This window comes from Pseudomonas sp. RT4P38 (assembly GCF_054897765.1).
The window spans coordinates 5,513,385-5,531,430 of the sequence record NZ_CM142703.1 but is presented as its reverse complement, the minus strand read 5'-3'; the positions used below and the strand labels follow the sequence as shown (position 1 = coordinate 5,531,430).

The window sequence follows — 18,046 nt, the reverse complement described above, 5'->3', positions numbered from 1 at the left end:
AACCCTTTTTCCGGAACGTGCCAATGCTTCCTGCGAAGGTTTCTCTGTTTTCATGACTGACGGTGCACCCGAATGCGGCGAAGGGCTAGATTTCACGGGGGATCGGCGAGAATTGTGTGCCTCGGACTTTGAACCCGAAGCGCGCGCCCGGTAAGATGCCGGACAGATTTTTCCACCTCGCTATTCAGGACACCCGCCATGAGCATCAAATCGGACAAGTGGATTCGCCGCATGGCGCAAGAGCACGGCATGATCGAGCCCTTCGTAGAGCGCCAGGTGCGTGGCGAAGGCGCCGACCGAGTGATTTCCTACGGTGTGTCGAGCTATGGCTACGACGTACGTTGCGCCGATGAATTCAAAGTGTTCACCAACATCAATTCGGCGACCGTTGATCCGAAGAACTTCGACGAGAAGAGCTTTGTCGACGTCAAGAGCGATGTCTGCATCATCCCGCCGAACTCCTTTGCCTTGGCGCGCACCGTGGAATTCTTCCGTATTCCGCGCAATGTGCTGACTATCTGCCTGGGTAAAAGTACCTACGCTCGTTGCGGCATTATCGTCAACGTGACGCCGCTCGAGCCCGAGTGGGAAGGCCATGTGACCCTGGAGTTCTCCAACACCACCACGTTGCCGGCAAAAATCTACGCCAACGAAGGCGTGGCCCAGATGCTGTTCTTCGAATCCGACGAAGAGTGCGAAGTGTCCTACAAGGACCGTGGCGGCAAGTATCAGGGCCAGCGCGGCGTCACCCTGCCACGCACCTGATCGGTTTGTCTGGCAAGTCGTGGGAATTCTTGAGCGGGTAGGCACTCTATTGGGTGTACTGCCCGGTTCTCGCAATGCGGACGGGGCCATCGCTCAGGAGTGCTGTATGAAGATCGATCCGCAAATAAGTGCCGAACTGGCAAGGCTTGAGCCCAATCAGGTTGGCGTTTTGGCCTGGTCCTTGTTGGCACATCCACCCATCAGCATGGCAGGGGGCATCCCCGGTCAGCCTGATCCCGATACGCCCAACGAACAACCTACCGAGCCCGGTGAGCCCACCCTGCCGGATGAGCCGCCTCCCGCGCCTGTAGTCTGATGGCCGCCTGCCGAAAAACGAATGGCGTGTAGGAGCGAAGCTTGCTCGCGAAGGCGATGTGTCAGGCAAGGATAATGTCGGCTGACACACCGCCTTCGCGAGCAAGCTTCGCTCCTTGTATGTTGACCCTGACTCCAGCGAGAGAGGTTACGCTCAAGGATTCATTCAACAGCAAGTGCGTTTCTGGGGGAGGCCGATCGCTCCTGAAGGCAGGATTTGCTCCTGACCTTGTCTGTAGAGAGGCCCCCCCGCCTCATTGCCCACCACGAAGAGTATCGAGAAGCCGACAAGTCGGACTTCGCATTACAAGGTTGCAGTGGCATGAAGTTCGAGGTCGGGGGAACCGGAAGCAATCTTACCTAAAGTCAGGGAAGTGAAAAGCATGAATACTCATGTCGGCATAGACATTGGTGCCAAAACGTCTGCCATGGGATGGCGGCAGAACGGCAAAACAGTCGGCCAGTGGGACATTCAGCACACGCCCAAGGGTCGTAAGGCCGCGGTGAATAAGATGATGGGCCTCAAACCGCTGAGCGTGGTCATGGAGGCCACCGGTATTTACTACCTGGATCTTGCGTTGGAGTTGCATGCCGCCGGCTTACCGGTCTCGGTGATCAACCCAAAAAGCTTCCACAACTTTGCCAAGTTGATGTTGCAAAACAGCAAGACTGACCAGATCGATGCGCAGTTGCTGGCTGAATATGGCGAGCGCATGGCACCCAGGCTTTGGGTCCCGCCTACGGCGGATCAAATGATGCTGCGTGCGATTGGCCGTCATATCAATCGACTGATTGGCCATCGGACCAGAGCCAAGAATGAGCTGCATGCGCTACAAGCGACAGATACGAGTATTGAGTTGCTAATCGCAGATGAGAAAGACGCGATTGCTGCATTGGATATACGCGTTGACCGTTTGAAAAAGGCTGCGCGCGACGCCATCGCCAAGTGCCCGAACCTGACCTTGCAGTTTCGCTGCATGATGGCGGCACCCGGCGTGGGAGAGGCTTCAGCGATTGCTGCACTGGCTGAGTTGACGACGCTACCTGTAACGCTCAAATCGGCACAGGTGAGCCGTTATGCGGGGCTGGACGTGAGATTGACCCAGTCAGGAACAAGTGTGAACCGCCCTGGCCGAATGTCGAAATGTGGCAACGCCTACTTACGCGCAGCGATGTTCATGCCGGCAATGACGGCAATCCGTTGCGATGAGAACGTGAAAGCCTTCTACGAAGCTCTGGTGGCTCGGGGCAAGAAGAAAATGCAAGCCATCGGAGCAGTGATGCGCAAGTACCTGACGGGTTTATGGGCTTGCATGCGCTCCGGCGAAGAATTTGATACGGCCAAGCTTTTTAGCGAAAAACATCTCGCGAAAGCTTGACCGTGAACAGAGTATCTACAGGGTTTTAGTTTTACTTGAGATTACCGCTCAGGAACTGCTTTAGCCGCTCACTTTTCGGACTGCCCAACACGTCTTCCGGTGCGCCTTCTTCCTCCACCAACCCTTGGTGCAGGAACAACACCTGACTTGATACTTTGCGGGCGAAGCTCATTTCGTGGGTCACCATGATCATGGTCCGGCCTTCTTCGGCCAGGCCCTGGATCACTTTGAGCACTTCGCCCACCAGTTCCGGGTCGAGCGCCGAGGTCGGTTCGTCGAACAGCATGACTTCCGGTTCCATGGCCAATGCGCGGGCAATGGCGACCCGTTGCTGCTGACCGCCGGAGAGGAACGCCGGATACTGATCGGCCACCCGCGCTGCCAGCCCGACCTTGTCGAGGTAACGTCGGGCACGGTCTTCGGCCTCTTTCTTACTGCAACCCAGCACCCTTCGCGGGGCCATAGTGATGTTTTCCAGCACCGTCATGTGGCTCCACAAGTTGAAGTGCTGGAACACCATGGCCAGGCGGGTGCGGATCCGTTGCAGTTCATCGGCGTCAGCCACGTGCATGCCGTGGCGATCCTTGATCATGCGGATGTTCTGGCCGTCCAGGCTCATGGCGCCATCGTTGGGCTGTTCGAGAAAGTTGATGCAACGCAGGAAGGTACTTTTGCCCGAGCCGCTGGCGCCGATCAGGCTGATGACGTCGCCGGTGTTGGCCTTGAGTGAAACGCCTTTGAGCACATGATGATCGCCATAGCTTTTATGCAGGCCGTCGATGGTCAGTTTGTACATGGGGCATGCATCCTCAAGGCGAAAGTAGGTAGCCGCTGCGATAGGCCTCGGTGCCCGCGACGTGCGCGATCACCATGCCGGCAGTGGCCATGCGCCGTAGCGAGCGGGCGTACATCAGGCCGGCGGCGGTGCAATGAACGGGGGTGACGCGATCAGTGATCGGGTCGATGATTTCGGCGATCAGTTGCCCGGCTTCGAGGTATTCCCCTGGCAGCGCGGTGAACACCAGCAACCCGCCGACCGGTGTTGCCACCGGTTCAACGCCGGCCAGCGGTGTCGCCGGGTAGGGCAGCTCAGGCAGCGACGCGGGTTCGCCAGCAATGGCGCCGAAGTGCATCAGGTAATCGATCAGCGCCTGGCAATCGAGGCTGGCCAACGGGTGATTGACGTCGCCCTGACCGCGCAATTCAACGGTGACCGAAAAACTGCCCAACGGAATGTCGAAGTGTTCGCCGAAGCGCTCCTTCAACTGCCACCAGAGCAGGGTGAAGCATTCATCGAACGACTGACCGCCGGAATCGGTGGCCAGCAGACTGGCTTCAGCCCCGATGTACCGCGCCAGCGGCTCGACCTGCGGCCAGGCCTCGGGCGTGGTGTAAAGGTGGGCGACCGCTTCGAAATCGCAATGCAGGTCCAGCACCATATCGGCATCGCAGGCCAGCCGTTGCAGGGCCAGGCGCTGAGATTGCAGTTGCGTGCTGGCAGTCTGCCGAGCGAGGGCATTGCGCAGGCAGCTGCGAATCAGTTCGAGGTTGAGCTGCGGATCGTCGCCGAGTTGGCCTTCGATCTCGTTGCCGACGGCTTCGCTCAAATCGACGAACCAGCGATTGAAGTTCTGCCCGCTTTCGAGTTCGTAACGGCCCAGCGGCACATCCATCAGCACTTGTTCGAGGCCGACCGGGTTGGCTATCGGCACCAGCACGATTTCGCTGCGCAGGCGGCCGGCTGCTTCAATTTCCGCCAGGCGTTGCTTGAGGTGCCAGGCCACCAGCATGCCGGGCATTTCGTCGGCATGCAGGGACGACTGGATGTAGATCTTGCCTTTGCCCGACTCAGGGCCGAAGTGGAAACTGTGAATCTGTCGTGCGGTCCCCGGCAGTGGGGCCAGCAGGTCATGAATCTGGTGGCGCATGTTCGTCTCTTTAATCCTGAAAGCGGGTCCTAGTGGGTCGGCCCGAGGAAGGCCAGCCATCGGCGTTCGGCGAGGCGGAACAGGCCGACCAGCGCAAAGGTAACGGTCAGGTAGATCAGCGCGGCGGTGCCGAACGACTGGAAGGTCAGGAAGGTCGCCGAGTTGGCATCCCGCGCGACTTTCAATATGTCCGGGATGGTCGCGGTAAACGCCACGGTGGTCGAGTGCAGCATCAGAATCACTTCGTTGCTGTAATAAGGCAACGAACGACGCAGGGCCGAAGGCATGATCACGTAGGCATAAAGCTTCCAGCCTGTCAGACCGTAAGCCTTGGCCGCTTCGACTTCACCATGAGCCATGCTGCGAATTGCCCCGGCGAAAATCTCCGTGGTGTAGGCGCAGGTGTTCAGGGCGAAGGCCAGGATGGTGCAATTCATCGCATCGCGAAAGAAGCTATCGAGCAGCGGTTGAGCGCGCACGGCGGCCAGGCTGTAAATACCGGTGTAGCAAATCAGCAGCTGGATATACAGCGGCGTACCGCGGAACAGGTAGGTGTAGAACTGTACTGGCCCGCGGATGTAGAAGTGCGGCGAAACCCGGGCGATGGAGAGCGGAATCGACACCAGAAAACCGATGAAGATCGACGCACTGAGCAGCCACAGGGTCATGGCCAGGCCGGTGATGTTATAGCCGTCGGTATAGAGGAAGGGTTTCCAGTATTCCTGCAAGAGTTCGATCATCGTACGGCCTCCCGGGAACCGGCGGCATAGCGGCGTTCGAGCCAGCGCAGGACAACGTTGGACGCGCTGGTGATCAGCAGGTAAATCAGCGCGGCAAGCACCAGGAAGTAAAACAGTTGATAGGTGCTTTTTCCGGCGTCCTGCGCAGCCTTGACCAAGTCGGCAAGGCCGATGATCGAGACCAGTGCGGTGGCCTTGAGCATCACCATCCAGTTGTTACCGATGCCCGGCAGGGCGAAACGCATCATCTGCGGGAACACCACGATACGAAAACGCTGGCCGCGTTTGAGGCCATAAGCGGTGGCGGCTTCGACCTGACCCCGAGGCACAGCGAGGATCGCCCCGCGGAAGGTTTCAGTGAAGTACGCGCCATAAATGAAGCCCAGGGTGATGACCCCGGCGCTGAACGGGTTGATCTCGATGTATTCCCATTCCATGAAATCGGTAAAGGTCGTCAACCAGGTTTGCAGGCTATAGAAGATCAACAGCATCAGCACCAGGTCAGGTACACCGCGAATCAGTGTGGTGTAGAGCTGGGCCGGAACCCGCACCAGTTTGACTTTTGACAGTTTGGCTGTGGCGCCAAGCAGGCCGAGCAACACGGCCACCAGCAGCGACAAAGCCGATAATTTGATGGTCATCCAGGTGCCTTCCATCAGCAACGGACCGAAGCCCTTGAGGCTGAAGGCTGAGAGCCCCAGATTTTGTAAGAGGTTTTCGAACATAAATCAGCAACCTGATCGGATAAAAAAAGCGCCCATCGTGAGATGGGCGCCGCGCATTATTTGCCGCTGTACAGATTCAGATCGCCAAAGTGTTTCTTTTGAATGGTGGCGTAGGTGCCATCGTCGTGTAACGCTTTGATACCTTTATCCAAAAGTGCCTTGAGGTCTTTGTTACTTTTAGAGATACCGACAGCCGTTTTGGCTGGCAGCAATTCGCTGTCAACCGGCTTGCTGACTTCGTAGCCCTCGCCCTTTGGCGACTTCAAAAACCCCAGTTCGGCTTGCAGCATGTCCTGGATCGCCGCGTCGAGACGGCCGGACATCAGGTCGGAATACACCTGATCCTGGTTCTGATAGGCCTGGGTTTTCACGCCCGCCTTGTCCAGAACAGCTTTGGCGTACGCTTCCTGGATGGTGCCTTGCTCGTAGCCGACGGTTTTGCCCTTCAGCGAAGCGACGTCTTCGGTCAGGCCGGAGCCTTTCTTGAACACGTAAGCGGTTGGGCCGGAGAACAGCTCGCTGGAGAAGTCGATGACTTTTTCGCGGGCCGGGGTGACGGTCATCGAAGAGATCACACCGTCGAATTTGTTGGCCTTCAGGCCCGGAATCATGCCGTCGAAATCGCTTTCGACCCATTTGCACTTGACCTTCAGCTCGGCGCAGATCGCGTTACCCAGATCGATGTCGAAGCCCACCAGGCTACCGTCAGCCGCTTTGGACTCGAACGGAGCGTAAGAAGGGTCAACGCCAAAACGCAGTTCTTTGTATTCCTTGGCCAGCACGGAGCCGGCAGCCATGCACAACGCCAGTGCAGAAAGGGTCAGCAATGCTTTTTTCATTATTCAATCCCTAAAAACCAATAGAGCGCTTATGGCGCAGAATTATTGTTACTGGAAAGCGTAAGACCTACTGAAAGTAGCAATTTCCGAACCAGAGTCCCGAACAAGTGTTTTAAAAGGTGATTCAAGAAATGGCAAGGAGGGATTTTTGCACGAAAACGGGCATTGAAAAATTGATGCACCAATATAGGTTGGGTCGACACAAAAAACTGTGGAATTCGGTTTAGCTCAACAAGTCCTGCAGTGTCGCCAGATTGTCAGCTTCCTCAACCGACTTATCCCGCCGCCAGCGCAACATCCTCGGAAACCGCACCGCAATCCCGCTTTCGTTTGGACAGGGCGATGCCCTCAAATCCCAGTTTAAACACCAGACTCGGCGTCACACTGCTCACCGGCCCGAATTTCTCTACGGTGGTCTTGCGCACGATGCTGTCGACCTGACGCATTTCTTCGTCGGTCAGCCCTGAATAGGCCTTGGCGAACGGCACCAGTGTGCGTTCGCTCGCCTCAGGCGGCCCGTCCCACACCGCGAAGGTGTAATCGCTGTATAGACTGGCCCGGCGACCATGGCCGCGTTGCGCGTAGATCAGCACCGCGTCAACGGTCTTCGCCCTGCCATTCCAGCAGGTCGTAGGCGAGGACTACCACCGGCACAGTTTCGAGAATTTTTTTGTCCAGGGTTTTACGGCCGATCCGCTGTGGCAGCAGAGCGAATGGTTTTACCGCGGGGGAGGCTGAGGAAGGAGGGTCGAAAGCGTCCTCGGTGGTGGGTTGTGCGGCTTTCCAAGCAACGATTTCACCGTCGATCACGCTATGAGGTTTGCGCGAGGCTGGAAGCTCTATTGATTTTTTCGCGAGGGTGGAAGATTTGCGGCGAGTTGAAAATCCACCCCTCACCCCAGCCCTCCCGAAACGTCGGACCGCCCCAGAGGGGAGAGGCGGAAAGGGGGCCGATTTATATCGTTTTCAAATCCTGAGTTCGACTCGATTTTTCAGGTCGATGTAGCTCTTAGAACAACTCGGTCAGTCCCCTCTACCCCTTGGGGAGAGGGTTAGGGTGGCTCTCATAGCAAACACATTACTTGCCAGGTGTCAGCGTCAACCGCGTCTTCCCATACACCTTGTCAAAGTTCTGCGGCTGCATCGGCAAGCTCATGTATTGCCCCTTGAGCCAAGGATCAATGCTGTTGAGGTAGTTCGGGCTGGCCGGGTTACCGGACTGGCCGGTGCCGTTCTGGCCCATCAGCGGTTCGGCCTGGCCGAAGTCGACGATAAAGCGCATGGCCGGCGCCAAGGTGGTGTTGAAGTCCTGACCCCAGGTGAACGCCGCGGTATTGAGCGTGGTGTGATCGCCACCCCCCGCGAATGGACCGCGCACGGTCTGGCCACTGGCATTCTTCCATTCATAACGGTGCAGTTTGCCCCACTGCCAGGCTTTGTGATCGCCGCCCAACTGACTGTCGCCAGCGCTGATCGCCGCCGCCAGACTGCGGGCGAGGATCACCGGTTTGTCTTCTTTGTGCGGTGTGCGAGCGTCATCCCAGAACGGACTGTCCTCACGCCCCAGCAGGTGGTCGGCCTGCGCCGTGTAGGACAACTTACCGTTGGCGATAAAGGCTTTCCACGCCGGGCTGCTTTCCGGACCCAGTTCATCGAGGAAAATCTGTTGGGTACTTTGCTGCAGGAACAGCTCATAAATCGCCGCATCGGCGGAGGTTGGGCTGAGTTTGCCGTCGAAGGCCATCAGGCGGGTATACGCCTCGCGAGCCTTGCCGCGATCCGCCTCAGGCAACGCTTCGATGGCCTGCTTGAGCGGCTGGGACATGCCCGGTGCTGCAAACATTTTCTTCAGTTTGGCGGCGAAGGTGGTGGTCTGATCGTATTGCATGGCGATCATGCTGCGCGTGTCGTGTTTGCCCACACCCGCCAGTTCGGCCAGGCGTTCGCCACGTTCCGGCGCTGACCAGGAGTTGGACAGTTGCATTCCGTAGCCATGGGGAATGACTCGCTGGTTGGCGGTGCCGAGCCAGCCTTGGGCCGGATCCTGGTCATAGGGATGGAGCATCGGGTCGGCGTAACCGTCCCAATCGTAACGACCTTCCCAGCCCGGCGACGGCAGCAGGCCTTCACCTTCGCGACGGTTCGGGTAGCGACCGGTGACTTGCCAGCCGATGTTGCTGGCGTCGGCAAATACCAGGTTCAGCGCAATGGCGCGGATTTCACGGCTGGCGTCCGAGGCTTTCTCGACGGTCTGCGCCCGGGACAGGTCGAAAAACGCGTCCAGTGTCTTGTCGTCGGTGAAGTTTGGCGTCTGCAAGGCCAGGCCGAACCCATTGGCCAGCGTCGTACCTTGAGCACTGTTGAGCAGCGGGCCGTGACGGGTTTCGTACACCACTTCGCGAATCGGCCGCTGGCCTTTGACGAAGTAGGTTTCGTTACGCACGATCGCCGGCTGCCATTTGCCGCCCACCTCGTAGGAAAGTCCGTTGCCCTGGCGTTTGATTTTTTCCAGGAACAGGTCCTGGTTGTCGCCCATGACGGTGGTCATGCTCCACGCCACTTTGCCGTTGAAACCGCCGAGCACCATTGGCAAGCCGGCAATCGTCACACCAGACGCCTGGTACTTCGGCGCGCGAATCTGTACGTAACTGAACAACGAAGGCACGCCCAGTGGTCCATGGCTGTCGCTGGCCAGCAAGCTTTTGCCGCTGCGGCTGCGTTGCGGGCCGATCGCCCAGTTGTTCGACGAGGTGGCGCCCAGCAGATTCAGATCGGACAGTTGGCTCGTGGCTTTGCTGATGTCGGCCAGGCCCGGGATTTGCCCGTTGAGCTTGATGCCCTGAAGTTTTTCAGCTTCGGCCAGCGGCAGTTTTTCATCGGGGGCAGACGGCGTCAGCCACGCGAGTTTGTCGGTGCTGACGGTCTGAGCCAGCATCAATGAGGAAATTTCCTCGGGCAGGTTGGCTGATTGGCTGAAGTTCAACAGGCAGAAAATCAGCGCTGAATCTTCCGGCTTCCAGTATTCAGGCTTGTAACCAGTGGCCGCGAGGTCTGCTGGCAACTTGTCGCGGTAGCGGAACAGGTAGGCGTTGACCCCGCGCGCATAGACTTCGAAGAAGCGTTTGAGGCGCGGCGATGATGCCTTGTACAGCTCGCCGGCGCTTGTCTTCAGGTTGACGGCGCGCATGTAGCGGTCAGCGTCCAGCAGGTCCGAACCGGACATCTCCGACAAACGGCCCTGAGCCAATAGGCGCAGGGTGACCATTTGCGTGATGCGGTCGCTGGCGTGGACGTAACCAAGGGCGAACAGCGCGTCGTGGAAGGTGTTGCTTTCGATCAACGGCATGCCCATGGCATTGCGGCGTACCGAAACGTTCTGCGCCAGGCCCTTGAGCGGCTGCACACCGGTGGTCGACGGGAGGGTGTCCTGGGTGTTCCAGGTCTGACAACCGGTCAGGCTTAAAACACTGGCCACTGCTGCGGCAACGCCGAACCGGGGAAGGAAATGTGTAAGGGCTGGCGAGGCCATGGCAAAGCTCCTGCGGGGGGGGTAGCGTCATTAAAGGCGCTACGTTAGTGAGCAGGTGGTGGCCGCGCAAGCGGCAGCGGGGTTATTTCTTCACCGGTGGTGGTTTCGGACCGCTACGCGGTCCAACGGGGGCAAGCCCCCTCGCCACAGGGGGTTGCGTCGTTTTTCAGGATTCGTCCTGTTTGCGTTCGATAGCTTGCCTGTAAAAGGAGGTGATGCTGAAGTGCGTGAAATTCAATGACCCAGCATGAGAACAACCGGCATGGAGCTCAAAACGAACGCGGCGCTGATCATCATTGATCAACAAAAAGGCATCCTGCATCCCAAACTGGGTCGCCGAAATAACCCTCAGGCCGAGGAGCGAATCCTCGATTTGCTAACGCATTGGCGGCGAACCGGGCGACCGGTGATTCACGTGCAACACCTGTCCCGGTCGCCTGAATCGGTGTTCTGGCCGGAGCAGTCCGGGGTGGAGTTTCAGGTGCGGTTCCAGCCACGAACCGGTGAGCAGCTGATTCAGAAACAGGTGCCGGATGCGTTTTGTTCGACGGGGTTGGAGCAGCGTTTGCGAGAAGCGGGGATCAATCAGTTGATCATTGTCGGCGTGGCGACCCACAACTCGGTGGAGTCCACGGCGCGAACGGCCGGGAATCTGGGGTTTGAGGCGTGGGTGGCGGAGGATGCGTGTTTTACCTTCGACAAGGCTGATTACTTTGGCAACGCCCATACAGCCGAGGACGTGCATGCGATGTCGCTGGGTAATTTGCAGGGCGAATATGCGACGGTCGTGAGCACCGTGCAGATTTTGTAGGAGCGAGGCTTGCCCGCGAAAAGGACGCCTCGATCATTCAGGCATACCGCGTCATCGTTCTTCGCGGGCAAGTCGGATCGCCGCACCGCTCGCTCCTACGCAGAGCAATGCTTCAACGCGTTACGCGCCGTGGCACTTCTTGAATTTCTTGCCGTTGCCGCAGGGGCAAGGGTCGTTGCGACCGACGTCTTTCAGGGCGTTGCGCACCGGTTCCTGGTGGGCGTGGCCGCAGTTCGGACCGTGAACATGGCCGTGGTCGTGATCATGGTGGTCGTGATGGTCGTGATGGTCATGATCGTGGTTGCAGTCAGGGCCATGGACATGGGGTTGCTGGGTCATCGGTTTTGCTCCGGAATTAAATCGGCGGGGATTATCACGCCATTACGCGCCAGGTGCACGTAGTGGGCGATGAATAAACCGGTTTCCAATTCACCTTCCAGGCGATAGGGGATGGGCTGGTCGGGTTTTTTCAGCATTTTCACCAGATCCCGGACCTTGGGCCACAGATTGGTGCGGATCGGTACTTTAAAGTAGGCACTGCGCTTGGGACCGACCGTGAACCAATGCTCGTGCTCGCCTTCGGTCAGCAGCATGTCGCCCAAGTGAATGCGGTACTCGATGCCCCGCACCGTCAGGTCACTGTCGTTGGGGTTGTCGACGCGAAAGTGCAGGAGGAATCGTTGCTGCATCAGTTTGGCCTGGACCACTTCGACCTTGACCAGATGCACCTGCGGCTCCGGCAAATCGTCGCCGAACCAGGACGCGCAGCCGCCGAGCCCCAGAAACAGGAGCAGAGCGAACAGATAAAGTGCGAGTCGCCGGGTGATCATGGTCGGGTTTCTCCCTTGAGCACCAGTCTAGCCCTAAAGGATCGGACGATCTTTTGACGTCACTTCAACTGCTGAAAAAACCCGCACAACACTTCTTGAATTTCTGTCCGCTGGCGCAAGGGCACGCATCATTGCGTCCGGCCTTGAGTTGTACGGTGGGGTCGATGAAGTACCAGTGGCCGGCGTTCTGCACGAACGACGAGCGCTCGCGGTGGCTGTGTTCACCGCTGCCGTCGTGCCAGCGCGCGGTGAAGGTCACGAAGGCGTGTTCCGGCTGACCGCCGAAGACCTCCGAGCTTTCCACTTCAAGGCCCAGCCAGGTGCTTTGGGCGCTCCAGTCGCTGATGGACTGTCGATCGAGGCCGGCCTGTTGCGCGGGCAGGGTGGTTGTCACCAGGTAATCGATCAGACCCAATACATAGGCGCTGTAGCGCGAACGCATCAAGGCTTCGGCACAAGGCGCCGGATGGCCGGCATGGTAATGACCGCAACAGGCATCCAGCAGGGTGCCGCTGCCGCAGGGGCAAATGGATGTACTCATTGCGTTACCACCAATATTTCCCGAAGTTTTCCGGATTGGCCCAAAAGCGTGAGTTGAGCCAGTCAGGTACTTGTTTGTAGTCAAGCAGATCATAGGTGAACAGGGTCAGCACTTGATCGTCGCGCTGGAAACGTTCGCTCGCTTGCAGGGCCAGGGAGAAAAAATCGGTCTCCTGCCAGCCGCTTGCCGGCAAATCCGCCAGCACCGCGATGCGACTGGCGTTGAGGTTACGGATCCCGCCAAGGAGGTTCAGGCCATCGCGTTTGGGCAGATGCTCGAGGCAATCGACCACCAGCGCCAGGTCAAACCGGCGCGCGGCCAATTCGTCAGGCAACGCCCCGGGTGCCGCGTGTGCAACACAGGTGTCCGGGTGCGCCAGCTTGAAGGCCTCAAGCGCGGGGAATTCGCTGGCGCCAATCAGCAACAGGCGCGCGGGGGCGTAACGATCAAGCAAAGCGGCCAACGCCTGCTGGGGCGTGCGCGAAGAAATACTTGCAATCATCGAAGTTCCTCAATCAGAGCTGCCAAGACTAGCCTGCTCAAGGGACCGGGCCTAGAGGTGGTTTCTCCCAAAAGCGTCGATCTACCGTGAACACGGGACGAAACTGCAATGGCCTATTGCTGGCGGAGATTAAAACTCGGGTCTTTACTACCTGAATCGGTCCTAAGCCGATCCCCTCAGGAGAAAACTAGATGAGCATAGTTCGCACAGCATTACCCTTGGTTCTGCTAACCAGTGTGTTGACTGGTTGCGCAGGTTTGCAGAAAACCGACTGGCCGACCTGTGCGGCGGTCGGTGGTGTCGTGGGTGCAGGTCTCGGCGCGACCGAGAGCTCGGCATGGGCGGGGTATGGCGCGCTGCTCATCGGCGGCACGGCTGCGGCCTATTGCTGGGTTCACGGTGATGGCGACGAAGACGGCGATGGCGTGCCGGATAGCCGCGACAAGTGCCCGGGAACACCTAGAGGCGTACGCGTCGATGCCGACGGCTGCCCTCCGCCGGTGCCTGCGCCAGTGGTCGAAGAAGCGGCCGTGGTTAAAGAAGAAGTCATCGTCATTCGCGATGTTCACTTCCAGTTCGACAAAGCCACACTTACCCCATCCGATAAAGATGTACTCAACACAATCGCCACGCGTCTGAAACAGGAATCGAGCACCGCGCAGTTGACCGTAACCGGTCACACCGACAGCGTGGGCAGTGACGCCTACAACCAGAAACTGTCGGACCGTCGTGCGCACTCGGTGGTCGAATACCTGATTTCCCAAGGTGTACCACGCAGCAGCTTTGTATCTGTCACCGGTGCCGGTGAAAGCCAACCGGTCGCCGATAACAAAACCGCTGACGGCCGCTCGTCGAACCGTCGCACGGAAATCAAAATCAACCGCTAAACCCCTCGTACTCCGTGGCTTGTGCAGTCGCGGATGCGGGTCTTTACTCCTGTGTAACCGGCATTGGCCGGTAACACAGGAGCTTTCACCATGAGTGTTCTCACACGGACCGTCTTGCCGGTTGTGCTGCTTGGCAGCCTGTTGACCGGTTGCGCTACTCACAGCGATGGCACCGCCCCCCTCAATTAACGAACCTGGCCAATCTGCCCATACCGACAGCCAAGGCTCGGACGCCTATAATCAGGCACTCTCGGAACAAGAATTTTCCGTTGGCCTCTGGCTTATCCCGCGTGGAAGCCGGTACTGTGCGCGCAAAGAATAATTCTCAACGGGGGAGCGTATGAACGTGTTTTGGGGGCTGGGGAAGTTATTGACCCTGCTGTTCTGGCTGGTGGTGCTGGTCAATCAGTTCACGCCGTTTATCAATCCTCTGCATCTATTGGTCGATCTGGTTGGCAGCCTGTTGGCGCTGCTCCATTTTCTGGCCGCGGTGTTCTGCTACCGCAGTCTCAGAGGTCGCGCTCACCCTTGGCGTGATCGCCTGAAGATCCTCTTTTTCGGCGTTTTCCACCTGCAAACCATCCCGGCTCCCACCGTACCGAAGGCTTCCCATGCGTAAACTCTGTCTGCTCGCCGCACTCATCAGCCCATTGGCTTGCGCTCAGGTGGTGAGCGTCGAAAGCAACACCTTGATGCGCTTGCCCAACACCGCCAGCACCTTGCAGCTGGAACGCCTGGAAGTGGCCGATTACGGCACGTTGTTGATTCCCTCGAATGTGACCGAGGTCACCGTCGGTGAATTGCGTCTGGGTCGTGAAGCGCGGATCGCCATCGTACCCAGCGAACAGCCGCTTGAGCTGAAGGTCAGTCGTGCGCAGTTGTCCGAAGGCAGCCAGATCACTGCTCGCGGCGCGCCGGGGACTTACCTCAAGGCGGCCCGCTCCGGGCGTAACCTGAATGTGCAGATCAAGGCGCTGAGCGCGCCGCTATTGTGGGTGGACGCTCGCGGCGGCGCGGGCGCACCGGGTTTCGTCGGTCTCGATGGGGCCAACGGTCAGGCGCCGGGTTGTACCTGGGGTCAGGCCGGTCGCGGTGCTGATGGCAGTAATGGCAGCGACGGTCAGCCGGGAGCACCGGGTGCGCTGGTAAGGCTGGAAATGCCGCGCGATTACCCGGCGGAACAGATCAAGGTTCAGGTGGCCGGTGGTGCCGGTGGTGTGGCCGGGCCTGGCGGCAAGCCGGGAGCGGGTGGCAAGGCCAAGGGCTGCTTCGTCTACAAGGCCGATGGCGGAAAAAGTGGTCGTCCTGGGGTTGATGGCCAGCCGGGGCCTGCGGGTGCGGCGGGTGCTGTGACATTGCAGCGTTTATAAGATCCACCCCTCACCCCACCCCTCTCCCCATAGAGAGGGAAAAGGGAGCCGATCTTCATTGTTTTCAAACCTGAGTTCGACTCGATCTTTCAGGTCGATGTAGCTCAAAAGTACACCTCGGTCAGTCCCCTCGCCCCTTTGGGGAGAGGGTTAGGGGGATGTTGATCTTTTCTCAAAACATCGGCCGCGCCGCAGCAATCGCCACCAGCCCCAACCCGACTATCAAATTAATCCCCACCAACTTACGAATCTTCCCAAGCACCGCAGCACCCGTCGGCCAATCCTGTGCCGCCACCGCCGTGCGCAACTCCGGCAACAACAACGCCTGAATCCGGATAAACAGCGCAGTCATCACCACGTACAACCCCATCATGACCTGCACATAACGCGGTGCCGTTTCAAAACCGGTGTACTGCAGATGAATCATGCCCACACCGCTAATTGGCAAAAGCACCACCGCGACCCAGACCCAGCGGAAAAAACCTTGAAACACTTCTACCCACAGCTTCAAACGGGCAGGGCCTTCCAGGGCCTTCATCGCCGCGGGGCGCAAGACCATCCACGCGAAAAACATGCCGCCAACCCACACCAGGGCTGACAGTACATGCAGGGTATAAACAAGGCCAAAAGGTGTCATTGAGGTACTCCGTTCTGCGCGGGATTAATTAGCGGGGTATGATAGCGGCCGATCCGAACCACTGAAAATTTATCCAGCGTTTTTTGCGCCCGACAATCCATGATCAGCACCGAACTCAAAACCACGATCCAGGGCGCCTACTCGCGTTTTCTCGAAGCCAAGAGCCTCAAGCCGCGCTACGGCCAACGCCTGATGATCGCCGAAATTGCCAAGGTCCTCGGTGACATCGACACCGACGACGAAGGCCGGCGCAGTGGCGACCCCGCGATTGTCGCGGTGGAAGCCGGCACCGGTACCGGTAAAACCGTGGCCTACAGCCTGGCCGCAATCCCCACTGCGAAGGCCGCCGGCAAGCGCCTGGTGATTGCCACGGCCACCGTGGCCCTGCAAGAGCAGATCGTCTACAAGGATTTGCCTGACCTGATGCGCAACAGCGGGCTGAATTTCAGCTTTGCCCTGGCCAAGGGGCGCGGGCGCTACATGTGCCTGTCCAAGCTCGACATGTTGCTTCAGGAAGGTCACGCGCAAACCGCCACGGCTCAGCTGTTCGAAGAAGAAGGCTTCAAGATCGAGGTCGATGAGGCCAGTCAGAAGCTGTTCACCAGCATGATCGAGAAACTTGCCGGCAATAAGTGGGACGGCGACCGCGACAGTTGGTCGACCGCACTGGAAGATGCCGATTGGGCGCGTCTGACCACCGATCACAGCCAGTGCACCAACCGTCATTGCCCGAACTTCGGCCAGTGCGCCTTCTACAAGGCCCGCGAAGGCATGGGTAAGGTCGACGTGATCGTCACCAACCACGACATGGTCCTGGCCGACCTGGCCCTGGGCGGCGGCGCCGTGCTGCCGGACCCGCGCGACACGATCTACGTGTTCGACGAAGGCCACCACCTGCCGGATAAAGCCATCGGCCATTTCGCCCATTACACACGTCTGCGTTCCACCGCCGACTGGCTCGAAACCACCGCCAAGAACCTCACCAAATTACTGGCCCAACATCCGTTGCCGGGCGACTTGGGCAAGTTGATCGAACAGGTGCCGGAGCTGGCGCGGGAGATCAAGACCCAGCAGCAGTTCATGTTCACCGCGTGCGAGCAGGTCGCCGATTTCAAACCCGGCGAAGACGTCGAAGGCCGTGAACGGCCGCGTCACCGCTTCGTTGCCGGGGTCATCCCCGAGCACATGCGCGAGATGGGTGTCGAGCTGAAAAAAGCCTTCGCCCGCCTGACCGATTTGTTCACCCGCCTCACCGAACTGCTCAAGGAAGGCATGGACGGCGAAGTCAACATCGGCATTGCCAGCAACCAGGCCGAAGAGTGGTATCCGCTGTTTGGCAGCCTGTTGTCCCGCTCTTCGGGCAACTGGGAATTGTGGGGCGCGTTCACCGCTGAAGACCCGGAAGACAACCCACCCATGGCTCGCTGGCTGACCCTGGCCGAAAGCGGTTCGCTGTTCGACATCGAGGTCAATGCCAGCCCGATTCTCGCGGCGGAAATGCTCCGTCGCAATTTGTGGAACGTGGCCTACGGCGCTCTGGTGACCTCGGCGACCCTGACGGCGCTCGGCACCTTCGACCGGTTCCGCATGCGTGCCGGTCTGCCGAAAAAAGCCGTAACCGCGGTAGTCCCGAGCCCGTTCCATCATGCCGACGCTGGCGTGCTGCGAGTGCCGGACCTGAAGGCCGATCCGCGTGATGCGCCGGCCCACACCGCGGCGATCATCCGCGACTTGCCCGCCTTGGTGGAAGGTTCGCGTGGCACCCTGGTGCTGTTCTCTTCGCGCAAACAGATGCAGGACGTGTTCGACGGGCTCGATCGCGACTGGCGCAAGCAAGTGTTCATTCAAGGCAACCTGTCGAAACAGGAAACCCTGAACAAGCACAAGGCGCGGGTCGATGGCGGTGATTCCAGTGTGTTGTTCGGCCTGGCGAGTTTCGCCGAAGGGGTCGACTTGCCCGGTGCCTATTGCGAGCACGTGGTGATCGCGAAGATTCCATTCTCGGTGCCCGATGATCCGGTCGAAGCGGCCCTGGCCGAGTGGATCGAGGCTCGGGGTGGCAATCCGTTCATGGAAATATCCGTGCCGGACGCTTCGCTGAAGCTGGTCCAGGCCTGCGGTCGCTTGCTGCGTACGGAAGAAGACCGCGGCACCATCACCTTGCTCGATCGACGCCTGGTCACCCAGCGTTACGGCAAGGCAATCCTCAATGCGTTGCCACCCTTCCGTCGAGAAATTTCCTGATACA

At 59.0% G+C, this 18,046-nt stretch carries 19 protein-coding genes and 2 pseudogenes; 9 read left to right on the top strand and 12 right to left on the bottom strand.

Annotation, left to right across the window (positions count from 1 at the left end; translation table 11 throughout):
• The first annotated feature begins 198 nt into the window (after positions 1 to 198).
• From dcd to ACYZT7_RS25680, 3 genes are all read left to right on the top strand, one after another.
• Positions 199 to 765, top strand: a complete 567-nt coding sequence (dcd, locus tag ACYZT7_RS25690) for a dCTP deaminase (protein ID WP_282376893.1) — start codon at positions 199 to 201, stop codon at positions 763 to 765.
• A gap of 106 nt (positions 766 to 871) precedes the next feature.
• A complete protein-coding gene (locus ACYZT7_RS25685) occupies positions 872 to 1,081 on the top strand; it encodes a hypothetical protein (protein ID WP_157714825.1) in 210 nt (69 codons plus the stop codon).
• 382 nt (positions 1,082 to 1,463) lie between these two features.
• Positions 1,464 to 2,459, top strand: a complete 996-nt coding sequence (locus ACYZT7_RS25680; RefSeq protein WP_462030744.1) for an IS110 family RNA-guided transposase — start codon at positions 1,464 to 1,466, stop codon at positions 2,457 to 2,459.
• A gap of 31 nt (positions 2,460 to 2,490) precedes the next feature.
• Here the strand turns inward: ACYZT7_RS25680 and ACYZT7_RS25675 are convergent, their stop codons facing one another.
• From ACYZT7_RS25675 to ACYZT7_RS25645, 7 genes and pseudogenes are all read right to left on the bottom strand, one after another.
• Positions 2,491 to 3,255: an ABC transporter ATP-binding protein gene (locus ACYZT7_RS25675; protein ID WP_462038717.1), complete on the bottom strand. Its 765-nt coding sequence runs from the start codon at positions 3,253 to 3,255 to the stop codon at positions 2,491 to 2,493.
• 13 nt (positions 3,256 to 3,268) lie between these two features.
• Positions 3,269 to 4,387, bottom strand: coding sequence for a succinylglutamate desuccinylase/aspartoacylase family protein (locus tag ACYZT7_RS25670; RefSeq protein ID WP_462038716.1), 1,119 nt, complete (start codon positions 4,385 to 4,387; stop codon positions 3,269 to 3,271).
• Positions 4,388 to 4,416: 29 nt separating this feature from the next.
• Entirely contained in the window at positions 4,417 to 5,127 is a 711-nt protein-coding gene (locus ACYZT7_RS25665; RefSeq protein WP_462038715.1) for an ABC transporter permease, read from the bottom strand.
• Complete coding sequence (locus ACYZT7_RS25660) at positions 5,124 to 5,852, bottom strand: ABC transporter permease (protein ID WP_462038714.1); 729 nt, start codon at positions 5,850 to 5,852, stop codon at positions 5,124 to 5,126. The genes ACYZT7_RS25665 and ACYZT7_RS25660 overlap by 4 nt, the downstream gene beginning before the upstream one ends.
• A gap of 56 nt (positions 5,853 to 5,908) precedes the next feature.
• The gene (locus ACYZT7_RS25655; RefSeq protein ID WP_462038713.1) at positions 5,909 to 6,691 is read right to left on the bottom strand and encodes a transporter substrate-binding domain-containing protein; all 783 of its coding nucleotides are present in this window, start codon (positions 6,689 to 6,691) and stop codon (positions 5,909 to 5,911) included.
• Positions 6,692 to 6,914: 223 nt separating this feature from the next.
• Positions 6,915 to 7,504: pseudogene (locus ACYZT7_RS25650) on the bottom strand (ATP dependent DNA ligase); the annotation flags it as partial.
• A 265-nt stretch (positions 7,505 to 7,769) separates the two neighbouring features.
• Positions 7,770 to 10,220, bottom strand: a complete 2,451-nt coding sequence (locus ACYZT7_RS25645) for a penicillin acylase family protein (protein WP_462038712.1) — start codon at positions 10,218 to 10,220, stop codon at positions 7,770 to 7,772.
• A gap of 262 nt (positions 10,221 to 10,482) precedes the next feature.
• Between ACYZT7_RS25645 and ACYZT7_RS25640 the strand changes: the two genes are divergently transcribed.
• A complete protein-coding gene (locus ACYZT7_RS25640; protein WP_462038711.1) occupies positions 10,483 to 11,031 on the top strand; it encodes a cysteine hydrolase family protein in 549 nt (182 codons plus the stop codon).
• A gap of 120 nt (positions 11,032 to 11,151) precedes the next feature.
• Here the strand turns inward: ACYZT7_RS25640 and ACYZT7_RS25635 are convergent, their stop codons facing one another.
• From ACYZT7_RS25635 to ACYZT7_RS25620, 4 genes are all read right to left on the bottom strand, one after another.
• Positions 11,152 to 11,370: an SEC-C metal-binding domain-containing protein gene (locus ACYZT7_RS25635; protein WP_046046248.1), complete on the bottom strand. Its 219-nt coding sequence runs from the start codon at positions 11,368 to 11,370 to the stop codon at positions 11,152 to 11,154.
• Positions 11,367 to 11,861, bottom strand: coding sequence for an LEA/WHy family protein (locus tag ACYZT7_RS25630; protein ID WP_462038710.1), 495 nt, complete (start codon positions 11,859 to 11,861; stop codon positions 11,367 to 11,369). The genes ACYZT7_RS25635 and ACYZT7_RS25630 overlap by 4 nt, the downstream gene beginning before the upstream one ends.
• Positions 11,862 to 11,925: 64 nt before the next feature.
• Positions 11,926 to 12,402: a YchJ family protein gene (locus ACYZT7_RS25625; RefSeq protein ID WP_462038709.1), complete on the bottom strand. Its 477-nt coding sequence runs from the start codon at positions 12,400 to 12,402 to the stop codon at positions 11,926 to 11,928.
• 4 nt (positions 12,403 to 12,406) lie between these two features.
• Positions 12,407 to 12,904, bottom strand: a complete 498-nt coding sequence (locus ACYZT7_RS25620; protein WP_461965638.1) for a DUF6231 family protein — start codon at positions 12,902 to 12,904, stop codon at positions 12,407 to 12,409.
• Between the two features lie 191 nt (positions 12,905 to 13,095).
• Between ACYZT7_RS25620 and ACYZT7_RS25615 the strand changes: the two genes are divergently transcribed.
• The 4 genes and pseudogenes from ACYZT7_RS25615 (at position 13,096) to ACYZT7_RS25600 (ending at position 15,161) form a co-directional block, all read left to right on the top strand.
• Complete coding sequence (locus ACYZT7_RS25615; RefSeq protein ID WP_462038708.1) at positions 13,096 to 13,791, top strand: OmpA family protein; 696 nt, start codon at positions 13,096 to 13,098, stop codon at positions 13,789 to 13,791.
• A 90-nt stretch (positions 13,792 to 13,881) separates the two neighbouring features.
• A pseudogene (locus ACYZT7_RS25610) lies at positions 13,882 to 13,977 on the top strand (OmpA family protein); the annotation flags it as partial.
• A gap of 154 nt (positions 13,978 to 14,131) precedes the next feature.
• A complete protein-coding gene (locus ACYZT7_RS25605) occupies positions 14,132 to 14,410 on the top strand; it encodes a DUF1145 domain-containing protein (protein ID WP_462038707.1) in 279 nt (92 codons plus the stop codon).
• Positions 14,403 to 15,161 (top strand): collagen-like protein, encoded by a 759-nt coding sequence (locus ACYZT7_RS25600; protein ID WP_462038706.1) that lies wholly within the window; start codon positions 14,403 to 14,405, stop codon positions 15,159 to 15,161. Before ACYZT7_RS25605 ends, ACYZT7_RS25600 begins: the two co-directional genes overlap by 8 nt.
• Before the next feature lie 172 nt (positions 15,162 to 15,333).
• Here ACYZT7_RS25600 and ACYZT7_RS25595 read toward each other — a convergent pair whose 3' ends face one another.
• Positions 15,334 to 15,798 carry a CopD family protein gene (locus ACYZT7_RS25595; protein ID WP_462038705.1) on the bottom strand — a complete coding sequence of 155 codons (465 nt, stop codon included), beginning with the start codon at positions 15,796 to 15,798 and terminating at the stop codon, positions 15,334 to 15,336.
• Between the two features lie 99 nt (positions 15,799 to 15,897).
• Here ACYZT7_RS25595 and dinG point away from each other — a divergent pair, with 99 nt between their 5' ends.
• Positions 15,898 to 18,042, top strand: coding sequence for an ATP-dependent DNA helicase DinG (dinG, locus tag ACYZT7_RS25590; protein WP_462038704.1), 2,145 nt, complete (start codon positions 15,898 to 15,900; stop codon positions 18,040 to 18,042).
• The last annotated feature ends 4 nt before the right edge of the window (positions 18,043 to 18,046 follow it).

Bases quoted from the DNA above. Each gene is read 5' to 3' on its own strand.
- dcd (WP_282376893.1), top strand. From the start codon at position 199: ATGAGCATCAAATCGGACAAGTGGATTCGCCGCATGGCGCAAGAGCAC.
- ACYZT7_RS25685 (WP_157714825.1), top strand. From the start codon at position 872: ATGAAGATCGATCCGCAAATAAGTGCCGAACTGGCAAGGCTTGAGCCC.
- ACYZT7_RS25680 (WP_462030744.1), top strand. From the start codon at position 1,464: ATGAATACTCATGTCGGCATAGACATTGGTGCCAAAACGTCTGCCATG.
- ACYZT7_RS25675 (WP_462038717.1), bottom strand. From the start codon at position 3,255: ATGTACAAACTGACCATCGACGGCCTGCATAAAAGCTATGGCGATCAT.
- ACYZT7_RS25670 (WP_462038716.1), bottom strand. From the start codon at position 4,387: ATGCGCCACCAGATTCATGACCTGCTGGCCCCACTGCCGGGGACCGCA.
- ACYZT7_RS25665 (WP_462038715.1), bottom strand. From the start codon at position 5,127: ATGATCGAACTCTTGCAGGAATACTGGAAACCCTTCCTCTATACCGAC.
- ACYZT7_RS25660 (WP_462038714.1), bottom strand. From the start codon at position 5,852: ATGTTCGAAAACCTCTTACAAAATCTGGGGCTCTCAGCCTTCAGCCTC.
- ACYZT7_RS25655 (WP_462038713.1), bottom strand. From the start codon at position 6,691: ATGAAAAAAGCATTGCTGACCCTTTCTGCACTGGCGTTGTGCATGGCT.
- ACYZT7_RS25645 (WP_462038712.1), bottom strand. From the start codon at position 10,220: ATGGCCTCGCCAGCCCTTACACATTTCCTTCCCCGGTTCGGCGTTGCC.
- ACYZT7_RS25640 (WP_462038711.1), top strand. From the start codon at position 10,483: ATGGAGCTCAAAACGAACGCGGCGCTGATCATCATTGATCAACAAAAA.
- ACYZT7_RS25635 (WP_046046248.1), bottom strand. From the start codon at position 11,370: ATGACCCAGCAACCCCATGTCCATGGCCCTGACTGCAACCACGATCAT.
- ACYZT7_RS25630 (WP_462038710.1), bottom strand. From the start codon at position 11,861: ATGATCACCCGGCGACTCGCACTTTATCTGTTCGCTCTGCTCCTGTTT.
- ACYZT7_RS25625 (WP_462038709.1), bottom strand. From the start codon at position 12,402: ATGAGTACATCCATTTGCCCCTGCGGCAGCGGCACCCTGCTGGATGCC.
- ACYZT7_RS25620 (WP_461965638.1), bottom strand. From the start codon at position 12,904: ATGATTGCAAGTATTTCTTCGCGCACGCCCCAGCAGGCGTTGGCCGCT.
- ACYZT7_RS25615 (WP_462038708.1), top strand. From the start codon at position 13,096: ATGAGCATAGTTCGCACAGCATTACCCTTGGTTCTGCTAACCAGTGTG.
- ACYZT7_RS25605 (WP_462038707.1), top strand. From the start codon at position 14,132: ATGAACGTGTTTTGGGGGCTGGGGAAGTTATTGACCCTGCTGTTCTGG.
- ACYZT7_RS25600 (WP_462038706.1), top strand. From the start codon at position 14,403: ATGCGTAAACTCTGTCTGCTCGCCGCACTCATCAGCCCATTGGCTTGC.
- ACYZT7_RS25595 (WP_462038705.1), bottom strand. From the start codon at position 15,798: ATGACACCTTTTGGCCTTGTTTATACCCTGCATGTACTGTCAGCCCTG.
- dinG (WP_462038704.1), top strand. From the start codon at position 15,898: ATGATCAGCACCGAACTCAAAACCACGATCCAGGGCGCCTACTCGCGT.